Origin of the sequence: Xanthomonas sp. 4461, from assembly GCF_024806475.1 — a bacterium.
Classification (GTDB): Bacteria; Pseudomonadota; Gammaproteobacteria; order Xanthomonadales; family Xanthomonadaceae; genus Xanthomonas; species Xanthomonas arboricola_F.
In genome coordinates, this window is sequence record NZ_JANTYV010000001.1 from 911,696 (window position 1) to 936,831 (window position 25,136).

The window sequence follows — 25,136 nt, forward strand, 5'->3', positions numbered from 1 at the left end:
CTTCTGAGACGTCATCCAGCGAGAATTCGCGCCATGTTGTCACTGCCGCCGCCCCATACCTATGCCAGCCTGCTTGGGCCGGCCTGCGGCGATCCTGCGCCTCTGCGGCTGCCGGTCAGCGCGCTTCGGATCCAGCTCGGCTTCCCCTCGCCCGCCGAGGATTTCCAAGACGACGAGCTTGATCTGAACCAAGTGCTGATCCGGAACCCGCCTGCCACCTTTCTCTACCGCGCCGAGGGCTGGAGCATGCTTCTCGCCGGGGTCTGCGACGGCGACATCCTGGTAGTGGACCGTTCGGTGCGTCCAGTAAACGGCGACATGGTGCTGGCTACCTGGGACGGCAATCAGCCAGTCTGCAAGATTCTCCAGGTCGCATCTGACCACATCGAGCTGCACAGCCGCAGCCCGCATTGCGCCCCGATCATCCTGGCGCCAGGCACGGAGGTGGAGGTGTTCGCCGTGGTCGGCGTCGTCCGACAGGTGACCCGCGCCCACGCCCGCGCTGGCCGCTGATGTTCGCGCTGATCGACGGCAACAACTTCTAGCCAGCTGCGAGCGCGTGTTCCAGCCCGAGCTGCGTGGCAGGCCGTTGGTGGTGCTGAGCAACAACGATGGGTGCGCCATTGCTCGATCGGATGAGGCCAGGTGCTAGGCGTGACGATGGGACAGCCCATCCACAAGGTGCCCCCGCAGATCCGCCGGCGGCTGGCGTTGCGCTCCGCAAACTTCGGTCTGTACGGCGACATCGCCTCGCGCATCGGCGTGATCCTTCGCCAAGCCGCGCCGCGTGTGGAGGTGTACTCCATTGACGAGTCGTTCCTTGACCTGGCCGGGATCCGCGATCGCCGGCAGCTCGCGGTCGACCTACGCGAGCTCGTTCACCAATGGACTGGCATCCCGAACTGCATCGGCATTGCGCCGACGAAGACCCTGGCCAAGTTGGCCAACCGGGTCGCCAAGGATGCGGCGCGCAAACCGGGCAGCTACCCGGCCGATCTGGCCGGCGTCTGTGACCTGGCAGCGCTCAGTGCAAGCGAGCTCGATGCCGTGCTGCGGGCCACGTCAGTTGGCGACCTCTGTGGCGTTGGTAGGCGCTGGAGCGCCAGGCTGCAGGCACGCGGTGTGTATACGGCAGCGGATCTGCGGGATGCAGCTGCAGACGACCTGCTCGCTGAGTTCGGGGTGGTGATGGCGCGCACGCAGCGCGAGCTGCAGGGTCACGCCTGCCTCGAGCTTGAGGAGGTCGAGCCAGACCGGCAACAAATCATGGTCAGCCGATCGTTCGGGACATGGGTAAGCGACCCGCAAGATATGTCGGAGGCGCTGGCCACCTTCGCCATGCGTGCCACCGAGAAGCTGCGCGCTCGCGGATTGACGTCGAGCGCGATTGGCATCTTTGCCGAAACGGATTCGTTCAAGCCGGGCGTACCGCAGCACAACTCATCACGCACAGCCCCACTCGCCTCCGCCACCTCTGACAGCCGCATCGTACTCACGACTGTACGCCGGCTGTTCCAGGGCTTCATGCGAGAAGGCTTCGCCTACAAGAAGGCCGGCGTGTGCCTGATGGATCTAGCCAAGCCTGAAGACCTGCAGGGCGACCTATTCACACCGGCTCGCATCGGCGACGAGAAGCTGATGAGCGCCTTGGACGCTATCAACCGACGCTTCGGGCGGGGTACGGCCGGCCTCGGTGCAAGCGGATGGCAGAAGTCTCCAGCATGGGCCTCGCGGCAAGAGCTCTTGTCGGGACGCTTCACTACCTCACTGGCAGATCTTCCGCGCGCCACGTGCTGACGGCGCGCCAGCAGGCCTGACTCAGGCAGCTCGGTCTAGTTCGAACTTCTGCGGCACCCTGCAAACGTTGCCAATCACGCGAGGCGGGCGGTCAGTGCACGAGTGCTCAAGCGTGGGCGCAAGGAGGTAGCTGGAGCGCCCTTACAGGCCCCTAATGGGAAATTTTCGGGATGACCATCGGAACAAGGTAATTTTGGTAATTCGCGCCAAGAAGCGCCACAATCTCAATATTTATCAATAGCTTATTTAACAATATCAAAGGTAATTAAAGGGTAATTGGGAGGTAATGGGATTACCTCTTGGGGAGGTAATCAACCTCCCAAAAAATACTCTTGAATTTCAATCACATAACTTTTTTATGGGAGGCTGATTACCTTAAATCACCCAAAAAGGTAATCTGCAATTTCCCTTTTGCATCAATTGCTTAGGCCCTGTTTCAAGTTGCCGATTACCGATTACCTGGTTCCGATGGTCATTTGCCGAAATGCACTGGGAGGCCCAGCCAGGGAACGCATCGGCACCCTGCCCGCAGAGACCCCAGGAGCGCAGGGATCAGCAGGGAAGAGAGGCCCCCCTGAATCTCACTGATCCGTAGCTGCAGCGCGGCCTGGGCCGGCCCCGCAGGGGTGCAGCGAAAACCATGCATGAAGACCGCAGGCGTGGCGGGGCGACGATTGCGCGCGCCCACTGGAATCACTTGCCCAAGCTTTGAATGTAGGATTGACACTGCATTCATCACGCGAACTACTATGGCAAGTCTCCTCGGAATCCATATCAAGAATTACCGCTCGCTCGCGGACGTCAAGCTAGGCCAGGTTGAGTACGGGCGCGGCACACCTTTGCCTCGGCTAGCATGTCTAATTGGTCCCAATGGCTCGGGCAAATCAACCGTGCTGGACGCGTTCGGCTTTGTCGCGGATTGCTTACTCGACGGTGTGGTGGCGGCATGCGATAGGCCATGGAGAGGTGGCTTTGACCGCATCCGCACCCAGGGCTCGCAATCCCCAATTTCATTCGAGCTCTTCTTTGAAGCAGACGATCCGTCGCGTCCAATCGTCTATGCCCTCGTGGTCGACCTAATTCACGGGATACCAGCTGCCGTGCTCGAGAGTTGCCGTCAGCGCCGCGAGAGCGAGCAGCGAGGCAAGCCTTATTATTTTTTAAAATTAGACAAAGGCAAAGGAAAGGTCTGGTCCGGGCAAGAGGTAGGTGCACTCAAGGATGCAAAAGGTAGCCACAAAGTTGAATTAGCTGATCTAGATAAGCTAGGTATCTCAACCCTGGGCAACCTATCCGAGCATCCTAGAATAGTTGCCTTAAGGACTTACATCGAGCAGTGGTACCTTTCTTACTTCGTACCTAATGCGGCACGCAATCTTCCACCTGCTGGCGCGCAACGCTGGTTGGATCGCGAAGGAAGTAACATTGGGAACGTGTTGCAATATTATCAACGCCAGTTCCCAAAAGAATTTGACGCAATTCTCGTCCGAATCGCAAAAGCAATTCCAGGACTCAAGAGAATCACGCCTAAGGAAAGCGATGATAGAAGAATGTTGCTTCAATTTGACGAACAAGGATATGCAGATCCGTTCTATCAACAGAGCATGTCTGACGGCACGTTGAAAATGCTTGCCTACGCTCTGTTGCTTGAAGACCCTAATCCCAGACCGTTTATCGGAATTGAGGAACCAGAGAACGGGCTATATGTAAAACTAGTGGAGCGCCTTGCCAGCCAGTTTTCAGAGAAAACTACAGGCCATAAATCACCCACTCAAATGCTCGTCACAACTCACTCACCCTACCTGGTCGACGCCCTTCAGCCGAATCAAGTATGGCTGATTCGTAAAGGAGTCGATGGGCATGCACAAGCGATAAGGGCTGCAGACGTTGCATCAATAAACGCAATGGCGAATGAGGGCATTCCTCTCGGTTCATTATGGTATAGCAACCATTTCGATGACGGAGCACCGGAATGACGATCCACGTCCTAGTCGAAGGACCCTCAGAAACCGCTTTTCTTGAGGGGTGGACGCCACGCTTGAAGTTGCCACAATCATTCCGTATTCATCCCCACCAAGGCAAGGGGACTTTGCCTGCGGATATCGATTCACGACCCGAGCGGTGGAAACGCGGACTTTTGGATCAGCTACCCGCGAAACTAAGGGGATTTTCTCAAAGCCTGAATCCCAACACCGACGGCATTTTGGTATTGGTCGATAGTGACAACGACGATATAAAAATTCTTTCATCCTCAATAAGCCAGGTTGCAGCCTTGCTGTGCCCAGCCGTACAGGTTGGCATCTGCATTGCAACGGAGGAAATGGAAGCATTCTATCTTGCTGACCTCGCTGCACTTGGAATTGCTTATCCAGACTTCGACAAAAAAAAAGCAAGCACCTATATACCAGACTCCATCTGCGGAACCTGGGAATTATTTGGCACCATCATTGGTGATGATGGAGGCAACAAAGTGTCCTGGGCAAACAATATGGGCAAGTATGTCACCACCATAGCCGCCAGAAGTCGTTCTAATTCTTTTGGAAATGCGCTCAAAACTTTTAATAAGCTCGGAGCGCTTCCGACCATCGAAACCGCCAAAACACGCAAGTTCAAGCACAGAACGAAGAAGAATAAGGCATGACCAGCACGCCAGGGCAATTTGTGCCACTGGCGGCTGTTCTTCCTCATCTCACGATGCGGCTTCTTGCACCCTTGCCGCAGCTAGTTCCGAGTAGTGACTTGTCATTTCAACACCAACCCAGGTGAGGCCTTCATTCTGAGCAGCAAGGAGCGTCGTGCCACTACCTGCGAACGGATCGAGTACACGCCCACCGGACTCGCAGATCCGAACCAACTGTCGCATTAGTTGAATCGGTTTCCCGGTCAGATGATGCTTGTCGGCCTTGCGCACCGGCTCACGTATAACACCAGGCAGCACCGGCGCACGACGATCAAGCGGCATGTGACCCTTGCTGCCCCACACAATGTATTCGGCCTGGTTGCGGAAGCGGCCCAGCTGCGGCCGCACGCCTTCGGTCTTGTCCCAGACAGTGATGCCGCGCCATGTAAAGCCGGCGATCTGCAGCGCGTCCGTCGTCAGCGGCAGCTGCCGCCAGTCGGTGAACAGCAGCACCGGCGCGCCCTCCTTGAGCACGCGCGCGCACTCGGACAACCACAGGTGCATCCACCTTAGGTGCGAGCGCTGGTCGCGTTCGTCACCAACAAAGTCGGCATGCAGCTGCGCGCCGCCGCCCTGCACGTACTTCTGCGATGGTGGCTTGGCTCTAGCGGCGGCAGTGAGTCCGCCACTCGCGTATGGCGGATCAGTGATCAGCGCGTCGAACGAATTCGCTTCGAGCGTGGGCAGGATGGTCAGGGCGTCGCCCTGCAGAAGCAGGTTTTTCATGATGAGAGCCTTCTTGAATTCGCTCACGGCGATCGGAGGTGAGGCTCTCGGCCTTCAGATGATTGAGCGTGCCGCAGCGCGGGCACTTGATCTGGATTTCATCGAAGGCGCCAGCCTTGCAAAGCAGGCGGGCGCATTCGCCACAACGGAGGTTTTTGAGCATTACGTGGTCTTACGGTGGGTAACGGATTACGCCGCCGCTGGCGGCGCGTAGGGGGCGAAGGCGATCACCTCATCGCCCACCCAGTCGTTGATCTTCAACATGCGCGCCTGCAGCGGTTCCAGCTCATTGGCGGCCCACACAGCTGCAGCCTCACGGATGGACCCGAAGCCGCCTGCGTTCTGCGGCACGATGCCCATAAGCTGCGGCGGGATCCGCAGCGCGGCCAGCATGTCGTCCCGGGTGATGCCTTTGATGCCGCTGAACTCGTCTTTGGCCGCCACTTCGCTGACCGGGATCAGTTTCAGCCCGTCCTTGTTGCCGCCAGGCGAGTACAGGAACAGGTTGCGGAAGTTGCCCGGCCCCTTGGCGCCCTTCATGGCGTTGCGCAGCGCGTCGACGTCCTCCTGGCTCTGCTGCGGGTCTGTCAGGTACAGGATGAAGCCGGCGTGCGATCCGTTGTTGTAGTACTTGCGGCGAAACAGCGTGGCCGACTCGTTGAGCAGCGCCGACTGCATCGCCGGCATCCACTCAGGCAGACCGTAGAGTTCCTGATCGACATCGGCTTCGCGCAGCTGGAACACACTGCCCGGCTCGAACACATGCTCGTCGTGCCAGGTGCGCACTTGGAAGTACTCGCCCTCCGCAACACCGCGCCGCATGTACTTGGACAGCGGCGCAGCCAGCGACAGCGCGCCGCCCATGCGGTTACGGCGGCGCTCGAGGTAGCCATTGCCCAGCGTGATCCAATCCAGCGACAGCTGCTCGAAGGCCTCTCGCGTCAGCAGGCGATGCGGCTTGAAAGTGCGCGCCAGCATGTTGCGCTTGAAGATCAAACCGGACTGCAGAAACGGATTGCTGCGCGTGGTTTTGGACAGGCCGTCCAGGGCCACCGGCGGCTCGTACCAGCGCCCGTTCTGCCAGCACTCCAGATAGTCCAGCACGCCACGCCCATCGAGCACCGGCGTCGGGTCGCCAAAGGTAAAGGCCTCGGCGCGTGCGGGCACGGCTGGCGCTGCAGGCGCGGTGGCGGGCAGCTGGTCGGTCAACATCAAGAGATCTCCATGAAGCCGGAGTTGCGCGCGGTGCGCCCTTCCAGCGGTTCGTTCTGCAGCGCGTGGAACAGTGCCCACGCCAGGTCCGCGTGGCCGGTCTCTTCCGAGCGGCCAGCGGTGAAGGTGGACTGGCGGCCGCTGGCCGTCATCGTCTTGCGGATGGCCATCAACGACTGCGCCACGTCGGTCCAGCCGGCGTCGAACTCCAGCCGGCCGTTGTGGATCACATCAAATGCCTTGAGTACCAGGCGCGTCTTGACCTCGGGCGAGTAGCTGAAGGTGACCAGATTCGGGAAGAACTGCTTTACCAGCTGCGCGACGCCGCTGCCCATGCCGGTGGTGTCGATGCCGATGTAGGTCACCCAGTAGCGGCGCGTGATGCGCTCGATCTCGGCCGCCTGCTTGGCAAAGTCCATGCCCCGGAACTGGATGCGCTCCAGCAGCCGGAACTTGCCGCCGGGCTGCTGTGGTGGTGCCAGCACGACCAGGCCGGCGGTGTCACCGGTCTCGGCCGGGTCGTAGCCGATCCACACCGCGCGGTCGCCGTAGGGGCGCGCGGCGAACGGTTTGTAGTCCTGGCCCCACTCCACCCAGCTGTCGACCATGCACGGCTGCAGCATCGCCAGCGGGAAGATGCTGGCGCCGTCGTCGACGAACTCGCACATCAACAGATTCGCGAACGCGTCCGGGCTGTATTCCTCGCGCAGCTCGTCGATGTCGAACAGATCGCAGCCACGGCGTTGGGCGTCGAGGATGTTGACGATCTGCCGCCACGCGCGGTCCTGGCAGCGGCGACCGCCGGCCAGCGCATCGTGCGAGATATCGATCTGGATCCGCTGCGCCGCCGGTTTGCCCTTGTTGCGGCGCTCACCGGTCCAGAACGTGTAGGCCTCATGCGCCATGCTGGACGGTGTGCTGAAGTAGGTCTTGCGCCACTTCTTGTGCATCGCCATGCCGCTGGCGACCTTGTTCAATTCGTTGAACCCGTAGGTCCAGAAGAACTCGTCGAAGTAGAAGTTGCCGTGGTAGCCCTGCGCGGTGCGCGCATTGGTGCCGAGGAAGAACAGCTCGGCGCCATTCGGGAACACGATGGTGTCGCCGCCGGAGAGCGTCTCGTTGATCGTCTCGCGCACGAACTGCTGCATGTAGCCGCGGAACAGATGCGCCTGCGCCTTGGACGCGCTGAGGAAGATCTGATTGCGCCCGGTGGTGAGCGCATCGATCAGCGCCTCACGGGCGAAGTAGAACGTGGCGCCGATCTGGCGCGACTTGAGGATGATGCGGGTACGTTCGTTGCCCGCCCGGTACCAATCGCGCTGATAGTCGAAGCAGCCGTCGACGAACGCCGTGGTCAGCTGCTCGATCTGCTCTTCGGTGAAGTCGTTGCGTTTGGGCTTCTTTTTCGGGGCGGCATTGCGGTTCGCCACAGCGGGATTCAGATCGGTTTCATTGCCGCCGCCCTGGTAGCGCTGGATACGCGCCTGGCGCTCCAGCTGGCGGTGCAGCAGATCAATTTCCTTGAAGTCGCCGCCGGACTTTTCCGGCTTCATGATCAGCACGACCAGGCGTGCTTCCAGTGCTCCGCCGATGCGCTCGACGTTATCTGCGCGATCCCACTCGTCACGCGACTTCCAGCTGTGTACAGTCTTCTCGTTCTCGCCGATGGCCTGCGCAATTTCGGTCACGCGCCATCCCATCCAGTACAGGAATTTCGCCTGTCTGCGAGTGTCCATCGGGAGTTGAGTGGCGACGCTGCTCATGCAATCAGAGTGACGCGCGCGATCTATTCCCGACAGCAGCGGGCCGCGTAACGCGCTGAATTACAGGCTTTTTTCGTTGCTGCGTATTGCGCAGCGTTTGACCATGCACTCATCGCATCGCAAACGCATCCAGCGCAGAGGACACGCATGTCGGCCAAGGCCAAGAAGTTCCGTTCCAACTGGTTCCGCGTGGCCGTCGAAGGCGCCACCACCGATGGCCGCACGATTCAGCGCAGCTGGATCGACGACATGGCCGCCACCTACAACCGCGAGACCTACAACGCCCGCATCTGGATCGAGCACATGCGCAGCCTGCTGCCGGACTCGCCGTTCCGTGCGTATGGCGATGTCACTGCGGTCAAGGCGGAAGAGGTCGAGATCGACGGCGCCCAGCGTCTGGCGCTGTTCGCCCAGATCGAGCCGACCGCCGACCTGATCACCATCAACAAGTCCAAGCAGAAGCTCTACACCAGCATCGAGGTGCAGGAGAAGTTCGCTAATACCGGCAAGGCCTATCTGGTCGGCCTGGCCGTGACCGATTCGCCGGCCAGCCTGGGCACTTCCATGCTCAGCTTCGCCAGCCAGAACCCCGACGCCAATCCGCTGGCCGATCGCAAGCAGTCACCGGGCAACCTGTTCACCGTCGCGGAAGAAACCGCGCTGGAATTCAGCGAAGTCAGCGACGGCCCGGTCGCCAATCTGCTCAGCCGGATCCGCACCGCGCTCAAGAGCGAGGACGCCACCAGCATCACTGCCGAGCAGTTCGCCGACCTCGGCCAGGGCGTCGAAGAGATCGCCGAGCACGTGCGCGGCCAGGACGAACGCTTCAACCGCCTGCAGGCCGAACACGCCGAGCAGAAAGCCAAGCACGCGCAGCTGGCGAACGACCTGGCGCAGCTGCGCGAATCGCTCTCGCAGCAGCCCGATCCCGCACAGCCCGCACGTCCGGTGGTCACCGGCAGCGGCGCAGCCGTGCTGACCGACTGCTGATCCCACACACCACATACGCCGCCAGCGCCCCACTTTCGGAGCCACAATGCAAAACGCCACCCGCCTGCAGTTCAATCAGTTCGCCGAGCAGATCGCCAAGCTCAACGGCATCACCTCCGCTTTCCACTCGTTCGCCGTCGATCCGACCGTGCAGCAGAAGCTGGAATCGCGCATGCAGGAATCGAGCGAGTTCCTGTCCAAGATCAACATCATCCCGGTAGATGAACTGTCCGGGCAGAAGGTGGGCATCGGCGTCACTGGCAGCATCGCCAGCCGCACCGACACCGGCGCCGGCAAGACCCGCACCCCGCGCAGCGTCGCCGCGCTCGACAAGAACGAGTACGTCGCCAAGAAGACCGACTTCGACACCGCGATTCCGTATGCGCTGCTCGATACCTGGGCCAAGTTCCCGGACTTCCAGGCGCGCCTGCGCGATGCCATCGTCAAGCGCCAGGCACTGGACCGCCTGCAGATTGGCTTTAACGGCACGCACGCCGCTGCCGACACCGACCGCGCTGCGTTCCCGCTGCTGGAGGACGTCAACATCGGCTGGCTGCAGCAGTACCGCACTAACGCCGCTCAGCGCGTGCTGGCCAGCGGCAAGGCTGCCGGCAAGGTGGTCATCGGCGGCGCCGCTGCCGGCGCTGACTACGCCAACCTCGATGCGCTGGTGTTCGACGTGGTGAGCAACCTGCTCGATCCGTGGCACCGCAAAGACCCGAGCCTGGTCGTGGTGCTTGGCCGCGACCTGATGCACGACAAGTATTTCCCAATGGTCAACAAGGATCAGCCGGCCAGCGAGAAGATCGCAACCGACCTGATCCTGAGCCAGCGCCGCGTCGGCGGCCTGCCGGTGGCCGAGGTGCCGTACCTGCCGGATGGCGCGTTGATGGTCACCTCGCTGGCGAACCTGTCGATCTACTACCAGACCGGTGGCCGTCGCCGTTACATCCAGGAAGTGCCGGCACGCGATCGCATCGAGAACTACGAGTCCTCCAACGATGCCTACGTGGTCGAAGACTACGGCCTGGGCTGTGTGGTCGAGCACATCGAGATCGAGGCCTAAGCCATGGCCGACAGTCCCGCCAAGCGCCACCACAGCCGCGTGCTCGCCGAGCTGGAAGCCGCCCAACGCGCCCCGCACCAGCTGATGGCCGGTGCAACCGCCTACGAGCAGTACATGGCGCAGCTGCAAAGCGATCGCCTGCGCTTGAAGCAGATCCAGTCCACCCAAGGCAAGGCTGCGCTCAAGGCGCAGCTGCTGCCGGCCTACGTGCCGTATCTGGCCGGGGTGCTGGCCGGCGGCCAAGGCGCGCAGGACGAGGTCGTCATGACGTGCATGGTGTGGCGCATTGATGCCGGCGACTATGCCGGCGCGCTGGAGCTGGGCGCCTATGTGCTCAAGCACAGCTTGCAGATGCCTGACCGCTTTTCCCGCACGGTGGGCTGCGTGCTGGCCGAGGAAGTCGCCGAGGCGGCGTTGTCAGCGCAGAAGACCGGCCAGGCGTTCGATGCGGCCGTGCTGGCCGACACCGCCACGCTGACCGCCGAGCAGGACATGCCCGACGAGGTACGCGCCAAGGTGCACCTAGCGCTGGCCCGCGCCTGCCTGGCGGGCATCGCCGACGAGACACCGGCCGACCAGGCGCAGCCCGTCGTGGCGGCGGCTGTGGCCGACCTGCAGCGCGCCATCGCACTGCACGGCAGCTGCGGCGGCAAGAAAGATCTGGAGCGCGCCGAGCGACTCCTGAAGAAGTTCAGCGCTGAGCCTGCGGGCACCAGCGCATAACCGAGCGTCCCCGCAACCCTCGCCGGCTCGGGGCCGATCCACAGCAATTTTCGCTGCGGTGACGCCCCGACCACCGGCGATCTATTCCGAGCCATCCATGAGCGGATTCACTGCCACCGGCACCACCAGCGCCGCGCCTGATGCGATCGCCAATGCGCCGTTCTGGCCAGCGATTGCACCGGCCAAGCTGCGCGCCAGCATGCGCCTGGATGGCACAGTTACCGATCCGCGTCTGCGCCAGGCCATCGTCGCCGCCATGCTGGCGGTCAACGATGAGCTGCAGGCCTGGGCGGATAAGCAGCAGGCGGCCGGCTACGCGGCGTTGGCCGATGTGCCCAGCACCACCATCGATGGCCTCTCCCGCCGCGTACAGCTGTACCTGCGCGCCGTGGCATGTGCCACCGCCGTCGAGGTGGCAGAGCGCTACCGCAGCTTCGACGCCACCGACAGCGCCAACCAGCGCGCCGACAACCTATCGCCGAGCATCACCGAACTGCGCCGCGACCAGCGCTGGGCCGTGCGCGATCTGCAGAACCTGCCGCGCAGCACAGTGGAACTCATCTGATGCGCGTGCATGCCATGCAAGGCGACACCGTCGACCTGCTGTGCTGGCGCCACCTGGGCAGCACGGCCGGCTTGGTCGAGCGCACCTACCTCCTCAATCCCGGCCTGGCCGAACTGGGCGCCGTGCTGCCGCATGGCACGCCAGTGAAGTTGCCCGAGGTAACCACCACCACAGCGGCGATGACGCCGCTCGTGCAGCTATGGGACTGACCTGATGACCGAACCCACCTCCGTATCGAGCGGCTTTTTGATCGCCACCGGTGTGGGCCTTGCCTCCGTGCTGCCCGGCATCGACGGCGACGCGCTGATCGGCGCCTTTGCCGGCGGCGCGCTGTTCGTGGTGTCCGCCGCCAAGCAACCGCTGCTGGCGCGGCTGATCTATTTCCCGGTGAGCGTGATCGCCGGCTATCAGCTGGCGCCGGAGCTCCTGCGCTGGTTGCCGATCAAGTCCAGCGGCGTGGCGGCCTTCGCCAGCGCGGCGTGCGCCATCACGGTGACGCTGGGCCTGATCGAAAAGAGCAAGTCCTTCGACTTTTCCTTCCTACGCCGTGGAGGTCCGCCCAGTGCATAGCCTGGTCACCGTCCTGACGTTGATGGCCTCGCTCGCCATCTGCGTCCGCCTGCTTACCTACCACCGGCCCGTCGATGCGCGCCATCGACGCGGCGCGGGCTGGTGCGCGTGGCTGCTGATCGCCAGCACCGGCGGTCAAGCGCTGCACATCCTGCTGGCCGGCGCCGGCTCGCAGGTCAGTCTTTGGCACCTGGGCACGTTGATCGTGCTGGCGGTGCTCACCTACCGCGCCCAGGGCAATGTGGCGCGCATCCTCAAGGTCGATTGATGTTCACCGATACCCAGCTCGCCTCGATCATGCAGTGCTCCGCGCAACGCGCACAGCGCTGGCACGGCCCACTGCTTGCCGCCGCCAACCGCTTCGGCATCACCACCAAGCGCCGCGCCGCGCATTGGCTCGGCCAGGTCGGTCACGAAAGCCTGAGCCTGTCGCGCATGGAAGAAGGGCTGACCTACACCACCAGCGCTCGACTGTTGGAGGTGTTTGGCGCGCGGATCACACCTGCCCAGGCGCCCAAGTTCCTGCGCAACCCGGTCGGCCTGGCCAACTTCGTCTACGCCGACCGCTTGGGCAATGGCAACGAAGCCAGCGGCGATGGCTATCGCCACCGGGGCCGCGGCCCGATGCAGCACACCTTCCGTGGCAACTACCGCCGTATCGGTGAGCTGATCGGCCTGCCCGTCGAAGACCAGCCCGACCTGTTGCTGCAGATCGAGCCAAGCGCACTGGGCGCGGCAGCGTACTGGCACGACAACGGCCTCAACGCGCTGGCCGATACGGGGGACGTGCTGGGTCTGGGCCGCAAGATCAACCTGGGCAACGTACGCGCCAAGCGCTTGCCGGAAGGCCACAGCGATCGCGTCACGCGCACGCAGCGCGCCCTGCAGATTCTGGGCGTCAGCTGATGGTCACGCGCCTGATCATCCTGCTGGCGCTTATTGCAGTGCTCGTCGGTGGCTGCGTGTGGCAGGAGCGGCGCGTCAGCGCCGCGCAGAAAGATCACGATGCCGCGCTGCAGGCCAAGCGCCAGGCCGAGGCGGAACGCGACAGCGCCAAAGGCTCCACCACCGTCGTGACGCAGTACGTCGACCGCGTGCAGATCGTGCGCGAGGCCGGCGCCACCATCACCCGCGAGATCCCGATCTATGTCACCCAGAAAGCAGACGCTGCTTGCGCTGTCCCTGCTGGCTTTGTGCGGCTGCACGACGCCGCCGCCTCGGGCCACCCTGCCGGGCCGCCCACCGCAGATCCTGATGCACCGGCCGCCGGCATTACGCTCTCTGGCATTACCGGCACCGTCGCCGACAACTACACCAGCTGCCACGCCACCGCCGCGCAGCTGAGCGCGCTGCAGGACTGGATCGATCTGCATCTGCCGGCAGCGGCGCCATGATCAAGCCAGCCAGCCTGCGCGCGCATCTGGTGGCGGCACTGCCCGACCTGGCACGTGATGCTGACCGGCTGCTGGTGTTCATCGACGCCGGCAGCCTGGTCAGCACGTTCCAGCCGGGGCTGTCGTTCGAGTACCAATACACGCTCAACCTGATCGTGACCGACTACGCCGGCCACCCGGACAGCGTGATGCTGCCGCTGCTGGAATGGGTGCAGGCCAATCAGTCCGAGCTGCTGTCCAACCCCGCACGCCGTGGCGACATTGCCTTCGAGGCCGACATCCTCGCCAACGATGCGGTGGATCTGTCGATCAAGCTGCCGCTGACCGAACGGGTGGTCGTGACGGCGAAGGACGGCGGCGGCTACGACATCACCCATGCACCCGAGCCGGTGATCGATCCGACATGGATGACTTGACCGCACTGGAGACCTGGGCTGCACCGTTGCTAGCACGCCTGCAAGAGGGCGAACGACTCAAGTTGGCCCGCAAGATCGGCACCGCGTTGCGGCGCTCGCAAAGCCAGCGCATCGGCAAGCAGCAGGCACCGGACGGCACTCCCTACGCACCACGCAAGCAGCAACTGCGGGATAAGGCGGGCAGAGTCAAAAGCAAGAAGATGTTTGCCAAGCTGCGGCAGGCCAAGTACTTCAAGGTCAGCGCCAGCCCTAACCTGGTGAGCGTGGGATTCATGGGGCGCGTATCGCGCATCGCACGTGTGCATCAAGAGGGACTAACCGAGCAAATTCGATCTGAAGGGCCGAAGGCGCGCTACGAAAAGCGCATTTTGCTAGGTCTCACAAACAAGGACTTAGCGAACATCCGTGACGTCCTGATCACGCACGTGATTCCTGGTCTCTGACGATCCCCCAAATGACCTGGTGCTGGGCCAAGTCTGAGGACAATAACAACTCTGTTATCAAAGCAAAGGTTGGCTGATCTCTGCCCTACGTTCACAGCCTAAGAAATTTGTTGACATCCCGTGAAGGATATGTGATCAATATTGAACGCAAACTTCACTTTATATTTCATTTTTAAACTAAGTCATGGAGGGCTAGTGAAAAAGATTTACATTTTTTCTATCGCGGCCATTATCGCGCTAGGGTTTTTTTCCTTATTAATATTTAACCGCGGCCAGGGCCACAGCCAGCTGACTGGTAAAAATGAGAGTGTCGAGAATACAGAGCGCAAGGATGACCCATCAAACGAGGCAGCTGTTGTCGCGCGGCAGCCTTCAAATTGGGCGTCTAAACCATCCTCGGAAATCGACCGTGATTTTAATGAGCTGAAGAGTCGCGCGGAAACAGGAGACCCTATAGCTCAACGGCAACTTGCCGAAACCTACGAGCGATGCTCTATCTATAGCGTCTCACCTGAAAATTATGCAAAAACTTTAGATGGTTTTGCGAAGATAAAGAACGAAAATAAGTCACGTTATGAAGAAATAAAGAAGAGGACTTCGCATTATTGCAGCGCTATCGATGGCGGAAATATAATTCCTAGCTCAGCTTCTGAGCTTTGGTATGCAGAAGCTGCAAAAAATGGAGACCTCATCGCTCAGTTAAAAACCGCAGCACATGCTTCGGTACCGTCGAGCGCTTATAAGGGATTATTAGAGGAAACCCTGAAGAGCAAAGATCCTGAGGCCATGTTCGCTGTTGACGAAATGCTGGCCAACGCTAAAGGCGAGATTGACCTTGGCAACTACTCACCTACTTCTGGTGGAAATTATTCAGAGTATTCTTGGGCGCTAGCTGCTTGTGAAGCGGGTGCTGATTGCGGGCCTGGCTCGTATCGAATGGATTCAATGTGTGTGAATTTTGGCGTTTGCGATTCAGCCAACTACAAAGATCTTATTAGAAAACACTTCGTCCCACCGAGTCAGTTGAAAGTTATTGACAAAGATATCGAGAGAATCAAATTACTTTCTAATAATTCAAAATAAAATGGACTTACATGACTACCGTGAAGAAGAGTTTTTCCAAGACTGCATGGATACTAGCACTACTATTGGCAAGCCTCACCGCTATAGCCGCCACGATCACAATTCGAGCTGGTGACGCTCCGTACAACCAAGTTCCTGTAGCGCAGGGCATTACAGTCTTGCATGAATCAGAACTTAGAGTTGCTGCGCTCTTCGGTCTTTCCGGTGCATACAGAATACTTCATGGACCCGCCTCTCTCCCACGAGGAACTACATTCAAAGTTTATTACTCTGACATGTCGAGTGAGGATGCGACAGTAGCTTGTGTCGGAGGTACGGTTTGCGTCATCCCGGTTAATGGAACACAGCGTCGAGATGACGGAACTCCGATTCGCGGTGGCGGTAATGGTAACGGCGGCAGTAACGGCGGCAGTGGCGGCGGCACGCCTCCGCCTGGTGGCGGAGTTGTAATCGTTGGACCTCCAACACACGAACCGTAATAGTTTAGAGACGTGTAAAGAATGATTTTCGAAATATTTTTGTCAGGCCGCCCTGAGTAAGGGCGGCTTTTTTTTCCAATAGCCTAGGTTCTCTTAATAATTATGTGATGACGGCGAAGGACGGTGGCGGCTACGACATGAACCATGCGCCCGAGCCGGTGATCGAACCGACATGGATGACCTGACCGCACTGGAGACCTGGGCCGCACCGCTGCTGGCGCGCCTGCAGGATGGTGAGCGGCGCAAGCTGGCACGCAAGATCGGCACCGCGTTGCGGCGCTCGCAGAGCCAGCGCATCGGCAAGCAGCAAGGACCCGAAGGCACACCGTATGCGCCGCGCAAGGAACAGCTGCGGGATAAGTCTGGCAGAGTCAGACGCAAGAAGATGTTTGCAAAGCTGCGGCAAGCCAAGTACTTCAAGGTCAGCGCCAGCCCTGACCAAGTGAGCATGGGATTCATGGGGTGCGTATCGCGCATTGGCCGCGTGCACCAAGAGGGACGGACCGAACAGGTGAGGCCCGGCGGACCACGAGCACGATACGGCGCGCGTGTGTTGTTGGGTTTTTCCCAGGACCATCGACAACTAGTGCAGGACCTGTTGCTGAATCAGCTCAGCGGATAGCCATCTTGAGATACCGTCGCGGTGCAAACAATACGGTCGTTTGATTGATTCCGCGATAGCCAGCACATTCATCAATGAAATTTTTGACGCCGCAGAGAAGAGCGAATAGCGTATCACTGCCCCCAACGGATGGATCAGCAGAGACGCGGCCAAATGAGCGAACAGTATTTATATCTGCTACCCAACAAGGAAGGGACTGCCTTCAAGATTGGAGTTGCATTCCATCCCATGATCCGCAGCACCCGTCTTCCTCAAGCCATTGACCACGAGAAAAGTTTTCAGGTCCCTATGACTTCAGGATCTGCCCTCAAGGTCGAGAAGGTCTTGCATATCCTCTTCAAAGACAATTCTTTTCCGATGCCTCATGGCGCAGGTTACACAGAGTGGTTCGCGATTGAAGCACTTGACGATGTGTTGAAATTCCTCGAAGACCAGAGGAGCCGCCTTGGTGTAGGCGCACCTGAGCGCATCCCGGTTAGGATAGAACGGCCCACCCAAACAAAGGCACAAGATTATTCGCTGGATGAAAGGCGGCAACTGCGCCGTGAAGCTGCCGAACAAAGGTTCTTCAAAAGAAGAGAGCTGGCGATCGAGATCAACCGCGAAGCGATTCAAGTTTTCAAGAAAGTAATAGGCGAATGGGTAGAGGAAGACGCCATCATTGGCACCTTGATTGATACGAATTCCGAGCGTTCCCACGCATACATTTATCTAGAATCTAATTCCGAAAAAGCATCTGCGTGGGCACATACGCTCATTTCAAATGGACTGATCATAGAAGGCCGCAAATCATCCGGGCAAGTAAACTTTTGCACTGGTGTTTTCCACGAACCCAAAATGGGACTCTCAGAACTAAACTTTTCTGCAGATATGTTCACACCCTGTGATTTTTCTGAGGATGATATTCCCGGGTTAGAAGATTTGAGGCGTCTCGTAGACTTGCATTTACCAGTAGCCAGCGGAGATTCAAGGGATACGCTCCTGAAGATCAGGGGTAATTTCAAAATTCTTAGAGAAAAATTTCGCGAAGAATTCTGGGAAGAGTGGAGGAAGGGATCGGGCGGCGTTTGGTAGCATTTGAGCCAGCGTCGTAGGCGCCAGGCAATCGGGCACGGTAAGATCATAGTTATTACTTCGGTGATACGTTCGCCCCAGATGTATCAGTCAGTTTTACAAAGCAAATTCATTGGCTCGATCACGAGAACCAGCGACCCTGATCTGGTCCTCTCTTTCTTTCCGAGCAATGGCATCTTTTACCGCAGTCGATCTATCAAAGCTGCAGGCGCCAGACCTGATCGAGGCTTTGGATTTTGAGACGATCTTCGCTGAGGCCTTTGCCCAGTTCCGCCGGCTCATGCCTGAGTTCTCGGCACTCACTGAAGCAGACCCGGTCTACAAGCTCCTGCAGCTGTTCGCAGCCCGCGAGCTGCTGATTCGCCAGCGCGCCAACGACAAGGCGCAGCAGACCATGTTGGCCTTCGCCACCGGCACCAACCTCGATCACCTGGGCGCACTATTCGGTGTCGCCCGCCTGGTGCTCGATCCGGGGCTGCCGGAGAACGGCATTGCACAGACCCATGAGTCGGACGTGGACTTCCGACGCCGGATACAGCTGGCGCCGGAGGGCTTCAGCGTTGCTGGCCCCGAGGGCGCGTACATCTATCACGCGCTGAGCGCAGCGGCCGATGTCATGGACGCCAGTGCCACCAGCCCCGCACCCGGGCAAGTGCTGGTAACTGTCCAGTCGCGCACCGGCGATGGCACGGCTCCACAGGCGTTGTTGGACCAGGTCGCTTCGATTCTCACCAACGATGACGTGCGCCCGCTGACCGACAGTGTCACGGTCCAGAGCGCCCAGGTCGTCCCGTATGCCATCCGTGGGCGCGTCTACACCTATGCCGGCCCTGACTCGGCAGTGGTCATGCGTGAGGCGCTGCGCAGCCTGCGGGCCTATCTTGCCGAGGCACACCGCATCGGCCGCGACGTTCCTGAATCCGCCATCAAGGCCAAGCTGTTCGCCGATGGTGTGCAGCGCATCGAACTGGACTCGCCTGCAGCGGACATCCGGATCAGCCGCACGCAGGCTGCGTACTGCACCTCGATCGACATCGTGCACGCCGGCATCGATGAGTAGTTCCCCGCTGCCACCCAATGCAACACCGATGGAACGCGCCCTGGCCGCCGTCACGCAGCGCCTGGAAGCAATCCCGTTGCCGTACCCAGACCTGTGGAATCCAGACACTTGCCCAGCCGGCCATCTGCCTTGGCTGGCGTGGACGCTTTCAGTCGACGACTGGAAGGCCGACTGGAGCGATGCGGTCAAGCGCTCGCGCTTGCGTAGCGCCATGGCGATCCAGCGACGCAAGGGAACAGCCAACAGCGTGCGCATGGTCGTCGAGTCGTTCGGCGGTGCGGTCGCCATCCGCGAGTGGTGGCAGACCGAGCCGCGCGGCCAGCCGCACACCTTCGAGCTGGCGCTAACGCTGACCGGTGCCGATGGACAAAGCGCCAGCGCCCGGTTCGTAGAGGAAGTCATCGCCGAGGTCGAGCGCACCAAGCCCGTGCGCTCGCATTTCAGCTTCACCCAAGGATTCCAGGCCGAAGCCCGACTCAACGTCGTGGCGCGCGGCAGAACCACCTTGTTCCTGCGCCTGCAGTGCAAGGCGAGCTAGAGAGCACACATGCCCGGACTCAAACTCAAGATCACCACCGCCGGCCGCCAAGCGTTGGTCAATGCCAAGCAGACCGGCACACAGGCGGTGACCATCGCCGCCGTCGGTTTGACCAGCGCAGCGTTCGTGGCCGATGCCGAGCTCAAGGCGCTGCCGTCCGAGATCAAGCGCCTGACCACCATCGGCGGGTCGGTCACCGCCAAGGACACGATCCACGTGTCGGTGCGCGACGAATCCAATGGCGTATACAGCTGCTACGGGTTCGGCCTTTACCTGGCCGATGGCACGCTGTTCGCCGCCTATGGTCAGCCCGCGTTGCTGGTGGAGAAGTCTGGCGCCGCCTCGGTGCTACTGGCGATTGACGTGGTGCTGGCCGACGTAGATACCGCACAGATCACGTTCGGCGATACCAACTTCACCGACCCAGCGGCAACCGTCGACGTGCCGGGCGTGGTTCGCCTGGCCACCGACGCCCAGGCCATCGCGGGCATCGACCGGGAGCGGGCGGTGTCGCCCGCCAACTTGCTTGCGTCACTGGACCAGCGGCTGGGCGAAATGGGGCCGACCGAATTCATCAAGGAGCTGCTGTCGCGCCCCACGGCGGCGACTGCCCGCAGCCTCCTGGGCATTCGCACGGCTGCACTCAGCGACGCCGGTCACGGCAATGGCCTGGATGCGGACACACTGGATGGCCGCCAGGGCGAGTGGTACCGCGATTTCCGCAACATGCTCAACGTGCCGCAGTCGTTCCTGCTGCCTGGCCAGATCGTCGTCATGGCATCGCTGTACCCGCCCAATGGCCTGCTGGTCTGCGATGGTGCTGCGATCTCACGCGCCAAGTACCCTGCCCTGTTTGCCGCCATTGGCACGGTGTACGGTGCGGGTGACGGCAGCACCACCTTCAACGTGCCCAAGATCAAGGACGGCACAGTCATCACCCATACCAGCGTGGCGACGGCGGTGGGTTCGTACGGCGCCGGCCAGGTCATCTCTCATGCGCATGGCGCCACTGCAGCCGCCGTGGGCGACCACGCGCACTACACAGCGCTCGGCGCAGCCGGTATTCACGCACACGGTGCCAGCAGTAACCCAGCTGGCGACCATGCCCATGGCGCGTGGACCGATACGCAGGGCTGGCACGGCCACAGCGGCAGCACCAGCGCCTCCGGCGACCACCAGCACCCGGGCGTGATCCCATCAGGCGCCGTGAACGGATACGGCGTTTTCCGCGAGCGCGACAACGATGCGGCACCTTCAGATGGATGGACAGGTGCCGGCGGCAACCACGCCCACAGCTTCGGGACGGATGGCGCGGGCAACCACGCACACAACATCGGCATGAACGGCTCCGGCAACCACACTCACGGCATCGGCATCGCCGAGGGCGGCAATCACGTCCACGTGGTGGACCACCGCGGCGCCGGCGCCCACGACCACGCCATTACCGTCAATACCGCCGGCGGCGAAGACAACCTGCCGGCCGGTCTGCGCATGACCTACTGCATCGCTTATTGAGGACTCACCATGACCGCAATGCTCCCACGCACCAACATCGCTTACGCCTTTGATCCCAACACCGGTGAATTCACCGGACCGGTGGTCGTCTATCTCTCTGAGCTGGAAGGCCGCTACCCGCTGCCGCCCAACACGGTGTCCACCACGCCGGCACCGCCTGCAGGTCTGTACCAGCGTCATCGCCTATCGTCAGCCAAGGGAGCGTGGGAGGTGGTTCCGGACTACCGGGGCGTAATGCTCTACAGCACCGACACCGCCGCCCCCGTCGCCAACACGTTGGCATTGGGCGATGCTCTGCCGCTGGGATGCACAACCTCGCAGCCGATCGCCTTTCTTCCCGGCGATTTCCGCCGCAACGTGTGGGACGATGTACGTGCCAGCTGGCGCGCAGATCCCGATTACAGCGCAGTGTTGGTGTGGGAGAAAGCCACTGGCGCGATCGCAGCGCGCCTGGCCGCGGGCATCGAATTGCCCGGGCAGCTGACTACTGTGGCGCCTCCGATGGTGACCGATGGCACACCGGTGTGGGATGAGGAGGCACAGGCCTAGTCGGCACTTTCACTCACGCCTGATGACACGACTGGCTAACCGCTCTCCCTACTTCCCATACACGGTGCAAGCAGCCCAGCGAATCTGCACTCCACCTTTTGATTTGAAATGCTCGCATATCGCATGAAGCGTGCGCGGATTTTTCGATAGGACAGTGTAGGAAGTGTCCTTAGGCTTATCGATTACTGAAAAACCTGGCTCATTGTAGGCAAACAAGGTGAAGTTTGGACATTTCTCACCCTGAGCATACACCCAGCGCGTTTTAGCATTAACACTTACATCCCCATCCGGATCAGTGTCGTACTCACCTGCTTTTTTATCCCACAAAATGGGCAAACGTGCTGGCAAAAGATCATTGGAAGCAATTGCAATCCCATGTGCATCATCCAATCCGACACCTACCCCCTGATATATGACGATCTGGATATCTTTTGGAACCACGAACTCGCCATAGACGCCTCCACTCTTCACCCATTCCCCATGCCCCTCGCAGACCACAACATCCCATCCTTGTGGAACTGCGGGACGAGTCAAGCGTGAGCTCACTCTTAGTGGCTTTTTATCATCCCCGTTAGGCGGATTAAAACCGCCCTTTCCGTAAACTGCTGACATTTCCAAACCCTCCGCATCGACTTTTTATCAAACTAGCTCACCTCTGAACCATCGCCCGACAATTTGTCTCACGCTCCGGGTAACCCTTAGGCTTACAAGATACCTGTTGTGACTTGCTCCTCACGGTCACCGACCATGACTGCATGGGCAACGCATCCTCCGCACTGAGTAACGCCATTCGCCTCGGCACTGTGGCCGAGGTGAATCTGTTCACCGCACGATGCCGCGTGCAGGTCGGCGAGATGCTGACCGACTATCTGCCTTGGGTTGTCACGCTGGCCGGCACCACGATCATCTGGTCGGCACCGGCAATTGGCGAACAGGTCGTGGTGCTATCGCCGGCCGGCGACCTGGCCGACGGCCTGGTGCTACGCGGTCTGTACTCAGACCAATTCGCAGCGCCTGCCGCATCTGACACGCTGCACGTGCTGCGCTTTGCCGATGGCGCGCAGATCCACTACGACACCGATGCGCACGCGCTGCAGGCCACGCTACCCAGCGGCGGGACCGCGTCCATCACCGCCGATGGCGGCATCACGCTCAACGGTCCGGTGACCGTCAACGGCGAGACGACGCTCAACGGCGACACCACGATCGCCGGTACCGCGACTGCGACCACCGATGTCGTGGGCGGCGGAATCAGCCTCAAGAACCACAAGACCACCGGCGTAACCGCCGGCAGCGCGCTCAGCGGCGGCCCACAGTGATCGGCGTCGATGCGACCACCGGCCGAGTGATCGAGGGCGAGCAGCACCTGGCCCAGTCGATCGCCTGCATCCTCACCACGCCCATCGGCACGCGTGAGCAGCGCCGCGACTTTGGCTCGCTGCTGCCCGAGCTGATCGACCAGCCATTCAACGGCGCCACCCGCACGCTGCTGTATGGCGCCACCGCCACCGCATTGATGCGCTGGGAGCCGCGCCTGCGCCTGACCCGCGTCGACCTGGTCGTCGGTGATGCGCCTGGCAGCTTTGTGCTGACGATCGAAGGCGAACGCACCGACGTTGCCCCCGCCAATGCGCGCTCGCGCATGACCATCCCGCTCCGCTTCCGCTCGTCCTGATCGAGGAATCTATGTCCACTGCCTACCACCACGGCGTCCGCGTCATCGAAGTCAGCGCGGGCACGCGCACCATCCGCACCGTCTCCACTGCTGTCGTCGGCTTGGTCGCCACGGCCTCCGATGCGGACGAGAAAGTATTTCCACTCAACAAGGCGGTGCTGATCACGGATGTGTTGGGTGCGGTCGCCAGCGCCGGCACCCAGGGCACCTTGCGCGCCACGCTGCAGGGCAACGCCGACCAGACCAACCCGGTGACCATCGTCGTGCGCGTGGCCGAGGACGCAGATGCGGCCAAGACCACCAGCAACGTCATTGGCGAGGCCAAGTCCAGCGGCTACACCGGCCTGTATGCCTTGCTCGCCGCGCAGGCACAGCTGGGCGTGCGCCCGCGCATCCTGGGCGCGCCTGGCCTGGACACGCTGCCAGTCGCCAAGGCGCTGACCACCATCGCCAAGAAGCTGCGCGCCATGGCCTATGTGCGCCCCGTGGCCGAGACCGTCGCCGAGGCGGTCACCTACCGTGGGCAGTTCAGTGACCGCGAGCTGATGCTGATCTGGCCGGACTTCCTGGCCTTCGACACCGCAACCAGCACTACGACGGCCGCGTATGCCACTGCGCGTGCGCTTGGCCTACGCGCCAAGATCGACACCGACCAGGGCTGGCACAAGAGCCTATCCAACGTGCCCGTATCTGGCGTTACCGGCATCTCCAAGGATGTGCACTGGGATCTGCAGGACCCGACCACCGACGCCGGCGTCCTCAACGAGGGCGACATCACCACGCTGGTGACCCTCAACGGGCAACGCTTCTGGGGGTCACGCACGTGTGCAGAAGACGCGATGTTCGCGTTCGAGACGGCCACGCGTACTGCGCAGATCCTGGCCGACACCATCGCCGAGGGCGTGGCGTTCTACGTCGACAAGCCGATGCATCCCTCGCTGGTCAAAGACTTGATCGAAACGATCAATGCCAAGTTCCGCGACCTGAAGTCGTCCGGCTATTTGATCGATGCCAACGCCTGGTACGACGGCACGGTCAATAGCGCCACCACGCTCGCCGATGGCGCGCTGCGTATTGACTACGACTACACGCCGGTACCGCCGTTGGAGAACCTGCAGCTGTACCAGAAGATCACCACCAGCTACCTGGCGGATTTCGCCGAGCGCGTCAACGCGTAACGCACCCGCCTTAGATTCCCGGAGAACCCCATGGCTTTGCCCAAGAAACTCAAAGCGCTCAACCTGTTCAACGACGGTGAAAGCTATCTCGGCCAGGTGGTCGAAGTGAAGCTGCCCACGCTGTCCCGCAAGATGGAGGAATACCGTGGCGGCGGCATGAATGGACCGGTCGACATCGACTTCGGCCAGGAGAAGATCGATCTCGAATGGAAGTGCGGCGGCCTAATGCGCAGCGTGCTGAATCAGTACGGCGCCACCACGCACAACGCCGTGCAGCTGCGCTTTGCCGGCTCCTATCAGCGCGATGACAGCGGCGATGTGGATGCAGTGGAAGTGGTCGTGCGCGGCCGTCACAAGGAGATTGATCCAGGTACCGGCAAGGCCGGCGATGACACCGAGTTTTCGGTCAAGACCTCGGCCAGCTACTACAAGCTCAGCATCAACGGCGCACCCGTGATCGAGATCGATCTGATGAACATGATCGAGATCGTCAACGGCGTGGATTTGCTCGCCCCGCATCGCCGCGCCATCGGCGCCTGACCCTCCCGGCCTGGCGCCGCCAGGCCTCCACCCTGAGACCTCCCGATGACCCCGACCTTTTCCCCAGCCATTTCCCTCGACCAACCGATCGTGCGCGGCGAGCAGACCATCACCGACCTCAAGGTGCGCAAGCCCGGCGCCGGCGAACTGCGCGGCCTCAAGCTGACCGACGTGCTGCAGCTGGATGTCACCGCGCTGGCAACACTGCTGCCGCGCATTTCCTCGCCCACGCTGACCACCGCCGACGTCAATGCGATGGATCCGGCCGACCTGCTGGCGGTAGGCCAGGAGGTGCAGGTTTTTTTCTTGCCGAAGGCACAGAGGGAAGCGGATTTCCCGACTGCGTAGAGGATGCAATGGCCGACATCGCGGCCATCTTCCACTGGCCGCCGTCTGAAATGGACGGCTGGTCACTGCACGAACTCACGGCGTGGCGCGAGCGTGCCCGCCTACGAAGCGGAGCCGAATAATGCCCCAC

Annotated in this window: 32 protein-coding genes and 2 pseudogenes; 29 read left to right on the top strand and 5 right to left on the bottom strand. The window is 61.1% G+C overall.

The features are described from left to right. Positions 1 to 33: 33 nt before the first annotated feature. The 4 genes and pseudogenes from FHY19_RS03725 (at position 34) to FHY19_RS03740 (ending at position 4,438) form a co-directional block, all read left to right on the top strand. Positions 34 to 513: a S24 family peptidase gene (locus FHY19_RS03725; protein WP_259161762.1), complete on the top strand. Its 480-nt coding sequence runs from the start codon at positions 34 to 36 to the stop codon at positions 511 to 513. Next, positions 513 to 1,797, top strand: a pseudogene (locus tag FHY19_RS03730) (Y-family DNA polymerase). The gene FHY19_RS03725 and the pseudogene FHY19_RS03730 overlap by 1 nt, the downstream one beginning before the upstream one ends. A gap of 749 nt (positions 1,798 to 2,546) precedes the next feature. Beyond that, positions 2,547 to 3,773 carry an AAA family ATPase gene (locus FHY19_RS03735; protein WP_259161764.1) on the top strand — a complete coding sequence of 409 codons (1,227 nt, stop codon included), beginning with the start codon at positions 2,547 to 2,549 and terminating at the stop codon, positions 3,771 to 3,773. Then, positions 3,770 to 4,438: a DUF4276 family protein gene (locus FHY19_RS03740; protein WP_259161766.1), complete on the top strand. Its 669-nt coding sequence runs from the start codon at positions 3,770 to 3,772 to the stop codon at positions 4,436 to 4,438. The genes FHY19_RS03735 and FHY19_RS03740 overlap by 4 nt, the downstream gene beginning before the upstream one ends. Before the next feature lie 48 nt (positions 4,439 to 4,486). Here the strand turns inward: FHY19_RS03740 and FHY19_RS03745 are convergent, their stop codons facing one another. Genes FHY19_RS03745 through FHY19_RS03760 form a run of 4 tightly spaced genes read right to left on the bottom strand, consistent with a single transcriptional unit; the run spans position 4,487 to position 8,178 of the window. Continuing rightward, positions 4,487 to 5,203 (bottom strand): site-specific DNA-methyltransferase, encoded by a 717-nt coding sequence (locus FHY19_RS03745; protein WP_259161768.1) that lies wholly within the window; start codon positions 5,201 to 5,203, stop codon positions 4,487 to 4,489. Continuing rightward, complete coding sequence (locus FHY19_RS03750) at positions 5,121 to 5,366, bottom strand: Com family DNA-binding transcriptional regulator (RefSeq protein WP_259161771.1); 246 nt, start codon at positions 5,364 to 5,366, stop codon at positions 5,121 to 5,123. Before FHY19_RS03750 ends, FHY19_RS03745 begins: the two co-directional genes overlap by 83 nt. A gap of 26 nt (positions 5,367 to 5,392) precedes the next feature. After that, on the bottom strand, positions 5,393 to 6,415 hold the full coding sequence (locus FHY19_RS03755; protein ID WP_259161773.1) for a phage portal protein: 1,023 nt from the start codon (positions 6,413 to 6,415) through the stop codon (positions 5,393 to 5,395). Continuing rightward, a complete protein-coding gene (locus tag FHY19_RS03760; RefSeq protein ID WP_259161776.1) occupies positions 6,415 to 8,178 on the bottom strand; it encodes a terminase ATPase subunit family protein in 1,764 nt (587 codons plus the stop codon). Before FHY19_RS03760 ends, FHY19_RS03755 begins: the two co-directional genes overlap by 1 nt. Before the next feature lie 147 nt (positions 8,179 to 8,325). Between FHY19_RS03760 and FHY19_RS03765 the strand changes: the two genes are divergently transcribed. The 19 genes and pseudogenes from FHY19_RS03765 to FHY19_RS03855 all read left to right on the top strand — a co-directional run bounded on the left by FHY19_RS03765 (position 8,326) and on the right by FHY19_RS03855 (position 21,265). Then, on the top strand, positions 8,326 to 9,168 hold the full coding sequence (locus FHY19_RS03765; RefSeq protein WP_259161778.1) for a GPO family capsid scaffolding protein: 843 nt from the start codon (positions 8,326 to 8,328) through the stop codon (positions 9,166 to 9,168). A 46-nt stretch (positions 9,169 to 9,214) separates the two neighbouring features. Further along, on the top strand, positions 9,215 to 10,234 hold the full coding sequence (locus tag FHY19_RS03770; protein ID WP_259161784.1) for a phage major capsid protein, P2 family: 1,020 nt from the start codon (positions 9,215 to 9,217) through the stop codon (positions 10,232 to 10,234). 3 nt (positions 10,235 to 10,237) lie between these two features. Continuing rightward, positions 10,238 to 10,957, top strand: coding sequence for a phage terminase small subunit (gpM, locus tag FHY19_RS03775; protein ID WP_259161792.1), 720 nt, complete (start codon positions 10,238 to 10,240; stop codon positions 10,955 to 10,957). A 97-nt stretch (positions 10,958 to 11,054) separates the two neighbouring features. Continuing rightward, positions 11,055 to 11,522: a head completion/stabilization protein gene (locus FHY19_RS03780; protein WP_259161794.1), complete on the top strand. Its 468-nt coding sequence runs from the start codon at positions 11,055 to 11,057 to the stop codon at positions 11,520 to 11,522. Then, positions 11,522 to 11,731, top strand: a complete 210-nt coding sequence (locus FHY19_RS03785) for a tail protein X (RefSeq protein ID WP_005922188.1) — start codon at positions 11,522 to 11,524, stop codon at positions 11,729 to 11,731. Before FHY19_RS03780 ends, FHY19_RS03785 begins: the two co-directional genes overlap by 1 nt. A gap of 4 nt (positions 11,732 to 11,735) precedes the next feature. Beyond that, a complete protein-coding gene (locus FHY19_RS03790) occupies positions 11,736 to 12,092 on the top strand; it encodes a phage holin family protein (RefSeq protein WP_005917737.1) in 357 nt (118 codons plus the stop codon). Further along, the gene (locus tag FHY19_RS03795) at positions 12,085 to 12,360 is read left to right on the top strand and encodes a phage holin family protein (protein ID WP_005922189.1); all 276 of its coding nucleotides are present in this window, start codon (positions 12,085 to 12,087) and stop codon (positions 12,358 to 12,360) included. The genes FHY19_RS03790 and FHY19_RS03795 overlap by 8 nt, the downstream gene beginning before the upstream one ends. Continuing rightward, entirely contained in the window at positions 12,360 to 12,998 is a 639-nt protein-coding gene (locus tag FHY19_RS03800; RefSeq protein ID WP_259161803.1) for a glycoside hydrolase family 19 protein, read from the top strand. Before FHY19_RS03795 ends, FHY19_RS03800 begins: the two co-directional genes overlap by 1 nt. After that, the gene (locus FHY19_RS03805) at positions 12,998 to 13,486 is read left to right on the top strand and encodes a hypothetical protein (RefSeq protein WP_259161807.1); all 489 of its coding nucleotides are present in this window, start codon (positions 12,998 to 13,000) and stop codon (positions 13,484 to 13,486) included. The genes FHY19_RS03800 and FHY19_RS03805 overlap by 1 nt, the downstream gene beginning before the upstream one ends. Further along, positions 13,483 to 13,902, top strand: a complete 420-nt coding sequence (locus FHY19_RS03810; RefSeq protein WP_005929466.1) for a phage tail protein — start codon at positions 13,483 to 13,485, stop codon at positions 13,900 to 13,902. The genes FHY19_RS03805 and FHY19_RS03810 overlap by 4 nt, the downstream gene beginning before the upstream one ends. Beyond that, positions 13,890 to 14,345, top strand: a complete 456-nt coding sequence (locus FHY19_RS03815; RefSeq protein WP_259161811.1) for a phage virion morphogenesis protein — start codon at positions 13,890 to 13,892, stop codon at positions 14,343 to 14,345. Before FHY19_RS03810 ends, FHY19_RS03815 begins: the two co-directional genes overlap by 13 nt. Positions 14,346 to 14,540: 195 nt before the next feature. Further along, complete coding sequence (locus FHY19_RS03820) at positions 14,541 to 15,428, top strand: hypothetical protein (protein ID WP_259161813.1); 888 nt, start codon at positions 14,541 to 14,543, stop codon at positions 15,426 to 15,428. A gap of 583 nt (positions 15,429 to 16,011) precedes the next feature. Then, positions 16,012 to 16,092 (top strand): annotated as a pseudogene (locus FHY19_RS03825) (phage tail protein); the annotation flags it as partial. Beyond that, positions 16,080 to 16,529, top strand: coding sequence for a phage virion morphogenesis protein (locus tag FHY19_RS03830; RefSeq protein ID WP_259161823.1), 450 nt, complete (start codon positions 16,080 to 16,082; stop codon positions 16,527 to 16,529). The pseudogene FHY19_RS03825 and the gene FHY19_RS03830, both read left to right, overlap by 13 nt. Before the next feature lie 153 nt (positions 16,530 to 16,682). Next, complete coding sequence (locus FHY19_RS03835) at positions 16,683 to 17,603, top strand: GIY-YIG nuclease family protein (RefSeq protein ID WP_259161826.1); 921 nt, start codon at positions 16,683 to 16,685, stop codon at positions 17,601 to 17,603. A gap of 169 nt (positions 17,604 to 17,772) precedes the next feature. After that, the gene (locus FHY19_RS03840) at positions 17,773 to 18,663 is read left to right on the top strand and encodes a baseplate J/gp47 family protein (protein ID WP_259161832.1); all 891 of its coding nucleotides are present in this window, start codon (positions 17,773 to 17,775) and stop codon (positions 18,661 to 18,663) included. Continuing rightward, a complete protein-coding gene (locus FHY19_RS03845; RefSeq protein ID WP_259161840.1) occupies positions 18,656 to 19,201 on the top strand; it encodes a phage tail protein I in 546 nt (181 codons plus the stop codon). Before FHY19_RS03840 ends, FHY19_RS03845 begins: the two co-directional genes overlap by 8 nt. Positions 19,202 to 19,210: 9 nt before the next feature. Then, positions 19,211 to 20,716 (top strand): phage tail protein, encoded by a 1,506-nt coding sequence (locus FHY19_RS03850; RefSeq protein ID WP_259161841.1) that lies wholly within the window; start codon positions 19,211 to 19,213, stop codon positions 20,714 to 20,716. A 9-nt stretch (positions 20,717 to 20,725) separates the two neighbouring features. Next, on the top strand, positions 20,726 to 21,265 hold the full coding sequence (locus FHY19_RS03855; RefSeq protein WP_259161842.1) for a phage tail protein: 540 nt from the start codon (positions 20,726 to 20,728) through the stop codon (positions 21,263 to 21,265). Between the two features lie 48 nt (positions 21,266 to 21,313). On the opposite strand, the gene FHY19_RS03860 is transcribed toward FHY19_RS03855, so the two are convergent. Beyond that, a complete protein-coding gene (locus tag FHY19_RS03860) occupies positions 21,314 to 21,877 on the bottom strand; it encodes a putative adhesin (RefSeq protein ID WP_259161843.1) in 564 nt (187 codons plus the stop codon). A 143-nt stretch (positions 21,878 to 22,020) separates the two neighbouring features. Here FHY19_RS03860 and FHY19_RS03865 point away from each other — a divergent pair, with 143 nt between their 5' ends. The 6 genes from FHY19_RS03865 to FHY19_RS03890 are packed head-to-tail and all read left to right on the top strand — an operon-like array spanning position 22,021 to position 25,128. Then, the gene (locus FHY19_RS03865; protein ID WP_259161845.1) at positions 22,021 to 22,584 is read left to right on the top strand and encodes a phage baseplate assembly protein V; all 564 of its coding nucleotides are present in this window, start codon (positions 22,021 to 22,023) and stop codon (positions 22,582 to 22,584) included. After that, complete coding sequence (locus FHY19_RS03870) at positions 22,581 to 22,940, top strand: GPW/gp25 family protein (RefSeq protein WP_029820441.1); 360 nt, start codon at positions 22,581 to 22,583, stop codon at positions 22,938 to 22,940. The genes FHY19_RS03865 and FHY19_RS03870 overlap by 4 nt, the downstream gene beginning before the upstream one ends. A gap of 11 nt (positions 22,941 to 22,951) precedes the next feature. Next, the gene (locus FHY19_RS03875) at positions 22,952 to 24,118 is read left to right on the top strand and encodes a phage tail sheath protein (protein WP_259161858.1); all 1,167 of its coding nucleotides are present in this window, start codon (positions 22,952 to 22,954) and stop codon (positions 24,116 to 24,118) included. Positions 24,119 to 24,148: 30 nt separating this feature from the next. Continuing rightward, positions 24,149 to 24,658 carry a phage major tail tube protein gene (locus FHY19_RS03880; RefSeq protein ID WP_259152921.1) on the top strand — a complete coding sequence of 170 codons (510 nt, stop codon included), beginning with the start codon at positions 24,149 to 24,151 and terminating at the stop codon, positions 24,656 to 24,658. 45 nt (positions 24,659 to 24,703) lie between these two features. Further along, positions 24,704 to 25,006 (top strand): phage tail assembly protein, encoded by a 303-nt coding sequence (locus FHY19_RS03885; RefSeq protein WP_259152920.1) that lies wholly within the window; start codon positions 24,704 to 24,706, stop codon positions 25,004 to 25,006. 8 nt (positions 25,007 to 25,014) lie between these two features. After that, a complete protein-coding gene (locus FHY19_RS03890) occupies positions 25,015 to 25,128 on the top strand; it encodes a GpE family phage tail protein (protein ID WP_005922203.1) in 114 nt (37 codons plus the stop codon). Positions 25,129 to 25,136 lie beyond the last annotated feature (8 nt).